Annotated in this window: 9 protein-coding genes and 1 pseudogene; 8 read left to right on the top strand and 2 right to left on the bottom strand. The window is 68.1% G+C overall.

The genetic code is table 11. From position 1 onward, the window contains the following. Positions 1-747: 747 nt before the first annotated feature. Positions 748-2,073: a glycoside hydrolase family 30 beta sandwich domain-containing protein gene (locus OG595_RS42170; protein ID WP_329281676.1), complete on the top strand. Its 1,326-nt coding sequence runs from the start codon at positions 748-750 to the stop codon at positions 2,071-2,073. A 1,053-nt stretch (positions 2,074-3,126) separates the two neighbouring features. Here OG595_RS42170 and OG595_RS42160 read toward each other — a convergent pair. Further along, positions 3,127-3,768, bottom strand: coding sequence for a TetR/AcrR family transcriptional regulator (locus tag OG595_RS42160; RefSeq protein WP_329281675.1), 642 nt, complete (start codon positions 3,766-3,768; stop codon positions 3,127-3,129). A 281-nt stretch (positions 3,769-4,049) separates the two neighbouring features. Here OG595_RS42160 and OG595_RS42155 point away from each other — a divergent pair, with 281 nt between their 5' ends. The 6 genes and pseudogenes from OG595_RS42155 to OG595_RS45525 all read left to right on the top strand — a co-directional run. Further along, positions 4,050-5,543, top strand: a complete 1,494-nt coding sequence (locus OG595_RS42155) for an MFS transporter (RefSeq protein WP_329281674.1) — start codon at positions 4,050-4,052, stop codon at positions 5,541-5,543. A 486-nt stretch (positions 5,544-6,029) separates the two neighbouring features. Next, positions 6,030-6,626, top strand: coding sequence for an alpha/beta hydrolase (locus OG595_RS42150; protein ID WP_329281672.1), 597 nt, complete (start codon positions 6,030-6,032; stop codon positions 6,624-6,626). A 285-nt stretch (positions 6,627-6,911) separates the two neighbouring features. Continuing rightward, positions 6,912-8,225, top strand: coding sequence for an NAD(P)/FAD-dependent oxidoreductase (locus tag OG595_RS42145; RefSeq protein ID WP_329281671.1), 1,314 nt, complete (start codon positions 6,912-6,914; stop codon positions 8,223-8,225). A gap of 531 nt (positions 8,226-8,756) precedes the next feature. Further along, positions 8,757-9,935, top strand: coding sequence for a cytochrome P450 (locus OG595_RS42140; RefSeq protein WP_329281669.1), 1,179 nt, complete (start codon positions 8,757-8,759; stop codon positions 9,933-9,935). Positions 9,936-10,066: 131 nt separating this feature from the next. Beyond that, positions 10,067-10,264, top strand: coding sequence for a ferredoxin (locus OG595_RS42135; protein ID WP_329281668.1), 198 nt, complete (start codon positions 10,067-10,069; stop codon positions 10,262-10,264). A gap of 156 nt (positions 10,265-10,420) precedes the next feature. Next, positions 10,421-11,026 (top strand): annotated as a pseudogene (locus tag OG595_RS45525) (SDR family NAD(P)-dependent oxidoreductase); the annotation flags it as partial. 53 nt (positions 11,027-11,079) lie between these two features. On the opposite strand, the gene OG595_RS42130 reads toward OG595_RS45525, so the two are convergent. Beyond that, positions 11,080-11,634, bottom strand: a complete 555-nt coding sequence (locus OG595_RS42130) for a helix-turn-helix domain-containing protein (RefSeq protein ID WP_329281666.1) — start codon at positions 11,632-11,634, stop codon at positions 11,080-11,082. Between the two features lie 648 nt (positions 11,635-12,282). Here OG595_RS42130 and OG595_RS42125 point away from each other — a divergent pair. Further along, positions 12,283-13,500, top strand: coding sequence for a cytochrome P450 (locus tag OG595_RS42125; RefSeq protein ID WP_329281664.1), 1,218 nt, complete (start codon positions 12,283-12,285; stop codon positions 13,498-13,500). Positions 13,501-13,671: the final 171 nt, after the last annotated feature.

The following is a 13,671-nucleotide window of genomic DNA, read 5'->3' as shown; positions in this document are numbered from 1 at the left end:
GCGCGAAGCCCAAGGAACTGCCCAGGGCACGACAAACGTGTACATGCAGCTAGACGGCGACACCTCCACCAAGATCGAATTCCAGTACACGGACGCTGTCGTCCAGAACGTCACACTGTTCGAGGCCGACAAGGCCAACCTCTCCGACATCACACCGCCACCTACTCTCAGGCACAGCCGGCGCCGGTACCGTGAACCTGAGGAGCGGCAAGTCCGGGACGTTCGGGTTCCGTTCCGCCCGGAACGGACAGTGGACCTGACGGCCCACTTCAGCGCCACCGGCCTCACCGTCAACGGCAAGGCCACCGCTCCAGGTAGGGAAGGCGGTCCGCGAGGTCGGCTTCGAAGAGGCTGATGCCGTCTCGTGGATCCAGACCAGGCGCCGAGGTCGGCAACTCTTGAAGGTCCGACTTGCGACGCGGTCGGCCATCCTTGTTGGTGCTTCGCCGCGTTCGGTGCGGACCATTCCGCCCGCACTCCGTCGCGCGCCAGGCCTTGCGATGACGAGCGGCAGTCGTTAATTTGCCGACCTACCAAGGATGCGAAATCTTGCATGCCGCTCGCAATACCGAACGACAGGGGCGGCTCCCCAAGCCGCCAAGGGCAGTTTGAGGCAACGCCCCACAGCACCTCCCCTCCGAACGAGACCCTCCGAACAAGACCAGCGCGTAGCCCTTCTCGCGAGTGGGAGCGCTCCCACTCGCCTCGTTGAGGGTAGATCAGCACCGTCGACCAAGAGGAGGAGACATGACGCAGGATCGGAACGAACCCGTGAGCAGCGAGTGGAGATCGCCGAGCCGGAGAACCGTCCTGGCAACCTTAGGCACCCTGCCGGTCCTCACGGCCACGACACCGACCGCCAGGGCTTCGGAAGCCGCAGCCACGACGGCTGCCGCCTCGGCGGTCATCGACCCGTCGGCGCGGCGGCAGACGATTCGGGGCTTCGGCGGGATGACCCACACGGCCTGGATAGGCGACCTGACAGCCGCCCAGCGGGACACGGCGTTCGGCACCGGTGAGGGCCGCCTGGGACTCTCCGTGCTGAGGATCCCCGTTCCCGAGAACCAGGCGGACTGGAGCCGTGACCTGGCGACGGCAAAGCGCGCGACCGAGCTCGGGGCGACCGTCTTCGCCTCGCCGTGGAATCCGCCCGCTTCCATGGTCGAGACCTTCGTCCGCGGCACTGAGACGGACGCGAAACGCCTCAGGTACACCATGTACGGCGCCTATGCCCAACACCTCAACGACTTCAACACGTTCATGCGGAACAACGGGGTGAACCTGTACGGCATATCCGTGCAGAACGAGCCCGACTACGCTCAGGACTGGACGTGGTGGACTCCCGCCGAAATGCTCCGTTTCCTGCGGGAGAATGCCGGCTCGATCGGCACCAGGGTCATCGCGCCCGAGTCCTTCCAGTACCGGAAGAACATTTCGGACCCGATCCTCAACGACTCCACGGCGCTCGCCAACGTGGACATCATCGGGACCCACCTCTACGGCACGGCGCTCGCGGACTTCCCCTATCCCCTCTTCAAGACAAAGGGCGTGGGCAAAGAACTCTGGATGACCGAGGTCTACTACCCCAACAGCAGCGATTCGGCGGACCTCTGGCCACAAGCGCTCGACGTGGGGGAGCACGTCCACCACGCCATGGTGGACGCCGAGTTCCAGGCGTACATCTGGTGGTACATCCGGCGCAGCTACGGCCCTCTGCGGGAGGACGGGCAGCTCAGCAAGCGCGGCGCCAGCATGGCGCACTTCGCCAGGTTCGTCCGCCCCGGATACGCGCGGATCGAGGCGACGGCCAACCCCGCGTCGAACCTCTACGTCTCGGCATATCTGGGCGGTACGTCCACGGTCGTCGTCGTTGCCCTCAACAAGGGGACCACTTCGGTGAGCCAGCAGTTCACCCTGGCGAACGGCACAGTGTCCAGCGTCTCGTCCTGGCTGACCGACGCGAGCCGGAACGTCGCGCCCCAGGGCACGACCGGCGTGTCTAACGGGTCCTTCACCTCCACGCTTCCCGCTCGAAGCGTGACGACCTTCGTGACCGGCGTGACCGTGATCTAGGGTCACGGCAGGGTCCAGCGGGGGGTGAGGTGCTCGTGAACCATTGGTGGCGACCGCCTGACCGGCCGGCCCAAGGAATACATACGGCTGATCGTCAGCAAAGAGCGCGCTTACCCAGGGCGTCCCGTTACGGTTCACCGGCGCCGACGGGGTGCGGCTGCTTCGCCACCAACGCCAAGAACACCCCGGTCGCCGCACTACAACCGCGACACCTCCGTCGGGCCCGCGCCGAATGCCGCCTCCGTGCAGCGTGGGCCCCCGGCCCGAGACTCCCCCTTCGCGACGTGGCGCTGGGCCAGGGCTGACCGGAGATCGTCCCGGCTCGTACGGGACCTGTCGGCCCGGATCTCGATGCTCGCTCGCGCCGACAGGGTCCGACTTCGGGAACCCCGGCCGACGCCTGCGACCACGAATGCTCTCCGCAGCCGCCCAACTCGTCACCACCGGCCGACACCGCACTCTCCGCCTCGGGCCCCGCTGACCCTGGACCAACGTGATCCCGACCGCGCTCATCCCACTCGATGCCCTCCCCACCCCAGGCCGGTAGCCAGAATCCCGGTCTGGGAACAGCGCGCTCCCGGAGCCGTGGAACCACGCATCCACTCGGCACGGCGGACGGGCCATCAGCGCGCTCGCGCGCTGGCATCACCGTTTTGGACGGGCAGGCCGGCCTGTTGGGTCTCGGCTGGTTACGGCGCCACCGCCTTCACGCTCGACACCGGTGCGGGCAGCACCCCAGCATGGCTTCGCGAGCATCCGGGCGTCGAGGTCGTGTGCCGGGCGGCTCGGCCACGTATGCCAAGACCGTGGTCTCGTCGGAATTGCTCAGGTTGACGGGGCCTGGCTGGCTGTCCGCGGCGACAGCGAGGATGCCCTGGACTGCCCCCGCACTCGTATCCGGTCCGAAACGACGGAAGACCTGCATCGCCTGCCGCTGTTTTCCGTTGCGCCGACGCGTCGAGCATGTGCCGGGGGTGCGATTTCACCGATCCACGGCAACGAGAGCGCAGACCTGCCAGGCTGCGGCGATGCGCGCGAGAAGGCGGGTGGTCTTCAGCGTGCGGGCGCCTCCAGCAGTGCGACGATCACGTCGATCAGGTCGTCCGCTGTGTCGTTCCAGTTGAGGCGGGCCAGGCTGGAGCCCTCCGCAAGGGCCCGTTCCGTCTCGACGCACATCTGCACCAGCAGATGCCGCGTCATGAGCACGCGTACGGCGATGACCTCAGGCGCCACATCGGGGAGGAGCCGGTCGAGGGCATTCTTCAGCTCCTGCGTCATCGAAAGCAGCAGGGAGTCCTGGGTCACGATCTCGAACAGGCCGGGATCGGCCGACACCTGGGCATTGAACCGGGCGAACCACGTGGGTACCCCCAGGCTGGCCAGGTGCTCGGTGATCGGTCGCACCATGTTCGCCGCCCAGTGCCGAGTGCTGGTGAGGTCGCCGGTCTCGACCGTCATGCGGTCGCGGATCTCCTCGATGGCGGCCATGTGCCGGTGGGCGATGGCGCGGACCAGGTCGGCTTTCGTGCCGAAGTGGTAGCCGACGGCACCGGTATTGCCCTGCTCCGCGGCGATGGCGATCTGACGGTTGGAGACCGTGTGCACGCCGAGCTCGGCGAACAACCGCTCCGCCGCGTCCAGGATGGCCCCCCGGGTCGCCTCGATCTGCTCCGCACGCACCCTCCTGCCGGACACGTTCACCACCTCATCGGGACCATGGAGCACCCTGCGACGACCGGTCCCTCAAAGCCCACGCAAGCCCCTCACGGAGCGAGGGCAGACCGGAAGTCTAATGACCGGCGGATCGACGACCGGTCCGCCGAGGGGACCCGCCACGCGCAGGGCGACCGTTGCCGGTCCGTGCTCCGGTCCGAGGACACGACCCTCCCGGTGGAGCCCTGCTACAGTCCATTTAACTCACTCGATTGAGTTAATACATTCTGCTCGCCGCAGACTCCACCCGGAGGCCGTCCGTCATGCCCGATCTCCTCGCCCAGCCCGCCAACAGCGGGAAGTCGCTTCCGCCGAACCCCAACGTCATTACGGCGGTGCTGGCCTTCGCCGGGATCGTGATCGCAGCGACGCAGACCCTGGTGATCCCGATCGTCCCCAAGCTGCCGACACTGCTGCACGCCTCAGCCTCGGACGCCACCTGGGCGGTCACCGCCACTCTGCTGGCCGCCTCGGTCGCCACCCCGATTGCGGGCCGCCTCGGCGACATGTACGGCAAACGCCGCATGCTGGTGCTCAGCACCGCCCTGCTGCTGGCCGGCTCCGTACTGTGCGCGGTCTCCGACTCCCTGCCCCCCATGGTCGTCGGGCGCGCGCTGCAGGGCCTGTCGGCCGGCGTCGTGCCGCTGGGCCTCAGCCTCATGCGCGACGAACTGCCGGCGGAGAAGCTCACCACCGCCACCGCCGTCATGAGCGCCTCGATCGGCGTCGGCGCCGCGCTCGGACTGCCGCTCGCCGCCGTCATCGCCGACAACTTCGACTGGCACGCTCTGTTCTGGACCTCGTTCAGCCTGGGAGCCATCGGGCTCGCCCTCGTCCTGCTGGTCGTCCCGGAGTCAGAGGTCCGCACCGGCGGACGGTTCGACCTGGTGGGTGGCGCCGGCCTCGCGGCCGGACTCGTCTGTCTGATGCTGGCGATCTCCAAGGGAGGTGACTGGGAGTGGAGCAGCAGCACCACGCTCGGCCTGTTCACCACCGCCGTGGTCGTCCTGGCCCTGTGGGGCTTGTTCGAACTGCGCGTCAGTCAGCCGCTGGTCGACCTGCGTACCACCGCCCGCCGCCAGGTCCTGCTGACCAACATCGCCTCGATCACCTTCGGCTTCTCGATGTTCGCCACTTCCCTGGTCATGCCTCAGCTGCTACAGATGCCGACCCAGACGGGGTACGGCCTGGGCCGGTCCATGCTGACCGCGGGCCTGGTCCTGGCTCCCCAGGGTCTGATGCTGATCCTCATCGCATCGGCGTCCGCGGCCATCACCAAGACCCGGGGCCCGAAGACCACGCTGATGATCGGTGCCGTGATCGTCGCCTGCGGCTACGGCCTGAGTCTCGTCATGATGTCCGAGGTCTGGCAGCTCATCGTCATCTCCTGCATCATCGGCGCTGGCATCGGCTTCGCCTACGGAGCGATGCCCGCGCTCATCATGGACGCCGTCGACACGTCCGACACGGCCGCCGCCAACAGCCTCAACACCTTGATGCGGGCCATCGGTTCGTCTGTCGCCAGCGCCGTCGCCGGCGTCGTCCTCACCGGCATGACGACCGACTTCGTCGGCCAGGCACTGCCCTCCGAGAACGGCTTCAAGCTGGTCATGGCCATCGGCGGCGCAGCCGCCCTGGTCTCCCTGGCCGTCGCCGCCTTCATCCCGCGTCGCTCGCAACCCATCACCGTGGAGCCGACCCGGCACAGCATCACAGGCTCGGCCGTTCCGATGAACGGTACCGTTCCCAAGACGTGAGGGCACCTGAAACACCCACCACATGGGACGAACAGCCCGTCAGCCCGGCCCCTGCCCAGGTGCATCACCTCGACACCCCCACACGCCGACAGCACACGGACTCGACGCCCCCACCTCACCTCGCCACCGCCCTGGCCTTCCCGACGGAGGGGCGAGGGTCTTCGCCGCCATCCTCGACGCCGAGGATGCGACCTCAGCCGTCAAGGAGATCGAGCAGACCCGCACCGCGGTCGGCGCCACCGCTGACCGACGACATCTGGTCGACACTCCAACGGCACGGGGCCCAACACGACCGACGAGAAAAACGCCCCCTCTTATTTAAATCACATGAGTGATTTAATATTGTGTCCGTGCGGCCTTCAGGACACCATCCCCCGATGGGCCGCGGCCGCTCACCCGAACCCACGTGCCGCACTCCCTTCCGTCCCCGTCGACGGTGACCACCCGTCCGCACCCCCACCGGCAAACAGACGGAAAGACAAGGCGATGACCACGTACGTCCTCGTCCACGGCGGCTTATGCCACCAGGACGTCACACCTCTCCTACAGACGGCCGGACGCACGGCCCGCACCTCGACCGGCCTCGCCGAGCAGTCCCATCTGCTCAGCCCCGACATCGACCTCGACTTCGACCTCCGCGTCAACGGCATCATCCAGGTCCTGCACGACGTGGTCCTGGGGGGCCACCGCTACGGCGGCATGGTCATCACCTCCATCGCCGCCCGCGCCGCCGACCGCATCAAGCACCTCGCCCATCTCGACGCAGCGGCACCCTGGAACGGCATGAGCCTCGCCGACGCCGCCGCTCAGTCGATGGTGACCAGCCGGGCCGAGGCCCAGGTGGTCGACGGCGTCGGGCTCGTCCGCCACCTCGACGACGAACGGACCCCTCACCACGGCGTCATCGAGCCCGACGACGTCGCCTGGATGACACCGAAGCTCACCCCCGCCCTTTCCTGTGCTTCGACCAGAAGCTGCGCCCTGAGCACGAGGCAGCGCTCCGGGCGATACCGCGAGGCCACAACCCCGCACTGTCCGGCTGGACCGCCGACTGAACGACCCCGGCGCCGCCGAAATCCGTGAGGCCGTCCGCTTCCGGGACATCGGCACCGGCCATGACCAGATGATCAGCGAGCCCAAGGCAGTGGCCGACAAGCTCCTGCGCGTACCGGGCATCTGACGGGCTCCGCCCCGTCACAAACCGTTCCTCCGGGGCTGGGCCCCGCCATCCCCAGGCTCCCTGAGAGGCGTGCCCGACCGCAACCGCCGTCGGTTCCCGACTCTCGCTCCCAGGCCCGCGGCACTCTCCGCAACAGTCAACGAAGCGGCCGACGTCCGCCCGGCCCCCACACGAACTGGACGACAGACATGTATCCGCCAAACCACGTGCTGGTCGTCGGCGCCTGCGCCGCCGGACTCGCCACCGCGGAGGCGCTGCGGCGCCACGGCTACCGGGGCAGACTCACCGTGCTCGGAGAAGAACCGCACCTGCCGTACGACCGGCCCCCGCTGTCCAAGCAGGTCCTCTCCGGCTCCTGGTTCCCGGACCGGATCCAGCTGCGCCCCGAGTCCGCGCTCAAGGCGCTGGAAGCGGAGTTCATACTCGGAGATCCGGCCACGGCCCTGGAGCCGGACACACGCACCGTCCATACCGCGTCCGGACGTCTCCTGCGGGCCGATGCCGTGGTGGTCGCCACGGGAGCACTGCCCAGGAGATTGCCGGGACAGGACGGGCTGACCGGTGTTCACGTGCTGCGCACCCTGAACGACGCCCTGGCGCTGCGGGCGAGCCTGCGGGCGTCCTCTCGCCTGGTCGTGGTGGGAGAGGGAGTACTCGGCTGCGAGATCGCCGCCACCGCACGGACGCTGGGCGTCGCCGTCACCCTCGTAGGCCCCCTGTCCGCCCCGATGGCAGGGCAGGTCGGTCCCGTGGTCGCAGGTCTGCTCGCCGACCTGCACACCGAACACGGGGTGCACCTGCGGCTCGGCTCGGGCGTCGCGGAGCTCACCTCCCGAGACGGGCGGGTGACCGGCATACGGCTGGTGACCGGCGACGTACTGCCGGCCGACACGGTCGTGGTCGCCATCGGAGCCGCCCCGGCGACCAACTGGCTGGATGGCAGCGGACTGACACTGAACGACGGCCTCGTCTGCGACTCCCACTGCCGCGCCGCGGACGGCGTCTACGCCGTCGGGGACGTCGCCCGCTGGCACCACGACCGCCTCGGCACCACGATGCGCCTGGAGAACCGCACCAACGCCACCGAACAGGCCGGAGTCGTCGCGCAGAACATCCTCGGCGCGGACGTGCCCTACCGGCCCGTGCCGTACTTCTGGACAGACCAGTACGACGCCAGGCTCCAAGTGCACGGAGTCCCGTCGGCCGACGCGGAGGTAGACGTCGTCGAGGGCGACTTCGGACATCGCCGCTTTGTCGCCCACTACCTCCGGGGCGGAACGGTCACCGGCCTGCTCGGCTGGAACATGCCCAAGCAGACCCGCCTGCGACGACTGGACGTCACCCACGCCCTCATCGAAGCCATCTCGCCCGGTCGTAGCGACGACGTGGCACTCACGCACACCGATACCACCGCCCCCACCCGCGCCTCTCGGCGGCTCCCCGCTCACCTCCAGGATCGCCTCCCGGGTGCGCCGAGTGTCCCGGCTCCCGGCCTACCGTAACGAAATTTCGCCAATACGGACGACTTATCCATTTACTGAAGAGACTCTAGCTCTACCTGTTAGCCAATTCGCCAATTAAATGGACAGCTTGTCCAGATCGCCGATATCATCGAAGTGCCGAACAAGCAGTCCGGTTCGGTCCGGGCGTCGAACCAACCAATCCGATGACCATCGGCGTGGAAAGCGGCCATGACTGCGACCGGCCCGGCGGACTCGGAGATTCCGCCGACGGGGTCGGACGAGGTGGATGCGACGGTCCGGGGCGCGTACGAGTCATTCGCGACCTGTCGCGCGACGCGCCCGGCGCGCAGACGCGCTCTGCCGCACCGGCCCGCTGACCAAGCCGAGCAGCACGCCGACGCGCTCGACCTCCTCGCCCGTGGCCGAGAAGCCCACGGGCGAGGCACCCCCCACCCCACCACCATGTCCACCGACCGGGCTCGCGCGGCGCCCGTCGCCACTGTGGTGAACCGAACCGCCCGACACCGCCCGAAGTCCGTCCGCAGACAGCACACGAGATCGGAACACCACATGACCACTCCCACCGAAATCCCCGTCACCAGGACGTGCCCCTACGCGCCGCCGGAGGAGCATCTCCGGCTGCGTGAGCAGGCGCCCGTCTCGAAGGTGCGGCTGCCCAACGGCCACGAGGTCTGGGTACTCACGCGTCACGAGGACATCCGCGCCATGCTGGCCGACACACGGTTCAGCTCGGACCGAACCCACCCCACCTTCCCCACCACGAACGCGCAGGGGCACCGGCACGGAAACGTCAAGACCTCCATCCTGAGCCTGGACCCGCCCGAGCACGGTCCCGCTCGCCGGGCGGTGGTCGGCGAGTTCACTGTCAAGCGGATGAACGCACTCCGCCCACGCGTCCAGCAGATCGTGGACGAGCACATCGACGCCATGCTCGCCGGCCCGCGCCCGGCCGACCTCGTACAGGCGCTGTCCTTGCCCGTGCCGTCACTGGTGATCTGCGAGCTACTCGGAGTCCCCTACGGCGACCACGACTTCTTCCAGACCCGGGCGACCGAGATGCAACGGCGCACCGCTCCGATGGAGAAGCGCTTCGCCTGCATCACGGAACTCCGCTCCTACCTGGTCGAACTGATTGCCCGTAAGGAGAAGGAACCGGGCGACGACCTGCTCAGCCGCCAACTCGAGAAGACCAGCAACCGTGACGACCTGGTGAGCCTGGCGTTCGTGCTGCTCATCGCGGGACACGAGACGACCGCGAATATGATCTCGCTGAGCACGCTCTCCTTCATCGAGCAACCCGAGTTCCTCGCCGCCATCCGCGAGGACCCCGCGAAGACGCCGAACGCGGTCGAGGAACTGCTGCGATACTTCACCATTGCCGAGTTCGCCAACCCGCGCGTCGCCGCCGAGGACATCGAGTTCGGCGGAGTGATCATCCGCGCGGGCGACGGCGTGATCGGGCTGAGCAATACGGGCAATCGGGACCCGGAGGTGTTCGACAATCCCGACGAGCTGGACGTCGAACGCGGCGCACGGCACCATCTCGCGTTCGGGTACGGCCCGCACCAGTGCCTCGGCCAGAGTCTGGCCCGGCTGGAACTGGAGATCGTCTTCGACACCCTGTTCCGGCGCGTACCCGGGCTGCGCCTCGCCGTGCCTGCGGACGAACTCCAGTTCAAGGACGACGCGACCATCTATGGGCTGTACGAACTACCCGTGACCTGGTGAGAGAAGAGCCCGTGCGGTGACCTAGAACAGCGAGGCCGACAACGCCTCGGGCAGTGGCCCCCACACACACCTCGCGGGCGATGAGCCAGACGAGGACAGCCAACCACCTCGATTTCTTGGGAGATGATCTGATGAAGGTGACTGTCGAGGCCGACAAGTGCGTCGCCGCAGGACAATGCGTGTTGCTCGCGCCCGAGATCTTCGACCAACGCGACGACGACGGCGTCGTGGTTCTGCTGGACGAGACGCCGACACCAGAACAGCACTACGCGGTCCGCGAGTCGGCCCTGGTCTGCCCGGCCGCAGCGATCCACGTGAACGACGAGTGAAGCGGCAGGGTCGCTGTGCTCGCGACCGCGGCCGGCACCGAAGACCCCGCGCGCCTGACGTGCCCTCACCGCGGCCACTGGCCGGGAGTCAAGCGGCACACGCCGACACAGCCGCCGCTTGACTTCCCCAAGGTTCCCACATGAGACCCGAAACGAATGCCCACCACTGGGGAGACGCCATGCAGACCTCCGGTTCAACGGCCAAGTCGCCATCGTCACCGCACGGGGGCGGGCTCGGCCGCCACCACGCGTTGCTGCTGGCCTCCCGCAGCGCGCCTGGGGGTCGACGACCTCGACGGCTCCGTCACGGGCGGGGACGCCGACGCCGACCCGGCCAAGGCCGTCGCCTGCGAGATCCGCGACCAGGGTGGCGAGGCAGTGGCCGACACACACAGCGTCGCCACCCCTGAGGGCGGCGAGGGGATCGTGCATACCACGGTCGACACTTACGGCCGCGTCGACATCCTCGTCAACAACGCGGAGATCCTGCACGACAGGCCGTTCTCCGACGTGGCCCCAGACCTGCTCGACCCGATCGTCGACGTGCGTCTCAAGAGAGCGTTCCACGTGACCAGGCACGCCTGGACCGCCATGTGGGAGCAGGGCTACGGCCGTGTGGTCCACACCACCTCGATCGTCGGCACACTGGGTTCGACGAGCAAGAGCAACTACAGCACGGCCAAGGCCGGCCTGATCGGCCTCACCCGGGTCCTCGCACCGGAGGGCGCCCCGTACGACATCAAGATCGACGCCATCGCCCCGCTCGCGGTGACCCGCATACTCCCCCACGCCGCAGAACGAACCCCGTTGAGGGTTCAGGAGCGCTTGGCTCGTCTCCCCGCACCCGGCCGCTCGAAGGGCGGACGTGTCGGCGCCGCCCCCTCCAATGCCAGGGTGAGTGCGCGGGTAGCCGCAGTGGCGCGAACAACCGGGTCTTCCACCCCGTCCAGCGCGCCCTTGATCATGGAGGCGAGCAGGAACACGTCGTCGACCGTCAGGTCGCGCCGCAGCAGACCAGCCGCCTTCGCCTCGCGCAGCGGACCTTTGACGATCTCGGCGAAGCGCTCTTTGGCCGCCGCCGCCGCTGGACCGACAACTGGATCCCGCCGCGCGAGATCACGCAGGGCGTGGGAGCGGACCATGCGCTCGACAAGATCGCGCAGGACGACGAAGAACGCGCTCTGGTCCTCAGCATGCTCGGCGGCCAAACGCTCGACCCGCTCGACCTCCTCGGCCATCACCGCGGCAGCAAGGTCGGCACGGTCGGGGAAGTTGCGGTACAGCGTTCCCTGCCCCACACCGGCGCGCCGCGCCACTTCGGACAGCGGGAAGTCTGCGGACTCGGCGAACAACTCCCTGGCCGCATCCAAGATGGCCTCCCGGTTACGCCGTGCGTCCCGGCGCCTCGGCTCCTGGCCTGTCGTAAACATTTGCTCATCATACCGGACGGCATGTCCGAAATTCGCAGAGCTTTCACATAAACAACTTCGACACAGCACCAGCAAAGTGGACACTCTGTCCGTATCATCTGTGCCATCGCCGTACCGAACAAGCACTCTGGTGACGTTCGGCAAGAAGCACAGCCATGACTGCCACCACCCCGTCCGCCCACCTCCGCATCGGCCGCGAGAAGCGGGCCACCGGCTCCGAAGGTGTCAAGGCGAAGCGCATCCGTCACAACGGCAGCGTCACCGTGACGTCCCACGCCTTCTGCGGCCCACCGGCCGGAAAGACGGTCCGAGCCAGGGCGCTGTCCGGGAGCCGCATGGACACCGACCGCCTCGGAAGACCCTCGACCGCAAGCACCAGCCGTCCGGCCGGCTCGTCCTGTGTGGCAGCGGACTCCGCCAGGCTCCGACGCCACGGTCGCCGTCGTCATCCAGACGGCGACGCCGGGACAGCCCACCAGCCCACGCGCAGCCGCGTCCCCGCAACCTCGGCCGGCACCTGTACCGGCCGCCTTGTCCGGCGGCCGCTGTTCCCCCGCAAGCAGCACCTCCCCACACCAGGAGAGCCAAGTGTCCCAGAACGATCAGGTACTCCGTCTGCCCATCCGCGACGACCACCCGCTGGAGCCGACGGCCGAATGGCTGCGTCTGCGCAAGGAGTGCCCGGTGGCCACCGTCGAGCTCCCCAGCGGGGACACGGCCGTCTACCTGACGCGCTATGACGACGTGAAGAGCCTGCTGAGCGACCCCCGTTTCGTCCGCCCGACCCCCCAAGACAACGCCGCCAGGCTCGCGCCGGCCGAAACGAGCGGCTCCGCCGTCGACGGTGGCCACGAGATGGCCATTCCCACCAAAGGTGAGCCGCACCTCCGGTGGCGACGGCAGGTCGGCAGGTACTTCACCGCCAAACGCATGACGGCATTGCGCCCCGGGATGGCACTGATAGCGGAAACCCTCATCGACGACATGGTCGAGCACGGACAGCCCGGCGACCTCAAGGCCGCGCTCGGCTTCCCCCTGCCGGTCTACGTGATCTGCGACCTCCTCGGCGTCCCCGTCGGCGATCGGTACCGCTTCTCCCACTGGTCCGACGCGTTCCTGAACGTCACCCGCTTCTCCCGGGAGGAGACCCAGAAGGCGCAGACGGAATTCGTCCGTTACCTGTCCGAGCACATCGAGACCCATCGCGCGGCACCGAGCGACGACCTGATCAGCATACTGATCAAGGAGAGCGAAGCGGAAGGCGAAGGGCTGTCCGACGTCGAGCTGCTGAGCACGGCGATGTCGCTGCTGGTCGCCGGGCACGAGACCACCACGAACATGATCGGCAAGATGATGGCGATGCTGCTGGCCGACCGCACCCGCTGGGAGGAGCTGCTGAACGAGCCATCCCTGGTGCGCACCGCGGTCGAGGAGGCCCTGCGGTTCGACGCCAACGTCAGCTTCGGTCTGCGGCGTTACCTCACCGAGGACATCGACGTCAACGGCGAGCAGGTGCCGAGCGGCAGCACCATCGTCTGCCCACTGCCCGCCGCCAACCGCGACGAGCGGGTCTTCGACCGCCCCGACGAGATGGACCTGACGCGCAGCCCCAATCCCCACCTCGCCTTCGGCGCCGGGCCGCACTCCTGCCTCGGCCAGGCCCTGGCCCGCACCGAGCTGCAGGTCGTCCTGGAGGTCCTGCTGCGCAAGCTGCCGACCCTCCACCTGGCCGTACCGGCCGAGGAACTCCAGCGCATCGAGGGACTCGTGGTCGGCGGCCTACGTAGCGTCCCCGTGCGGTGGTGACCCGCAGTCGTACATCTGTGCCGGTGACACCGTTCGGCGACATCGAGAAGCCTGGTCTGAGCCACGAGCTCGGCCAGGAAGGCCCGCAGAGCTACCTCGGGTCCCGCACGATCGGTGTTCCCCTGGCACACCTGTGACCCGCAGGTGTGCCGCGCGGCACACCGCACACGA

The organism is Streptomyces sp. NBC_01451 (assembly GCF_036227485.1).
GTDB lineage: Bacteria > Actinomycetota > Actinomycetes > Streptomycetales > Streptomycetaceae > Streptomyces.
The sequence above is the reverse complement of the archived record's forward strand: the minus strand, read 5'-3'. Positions and strand labels throughout refer to the sequence as shown.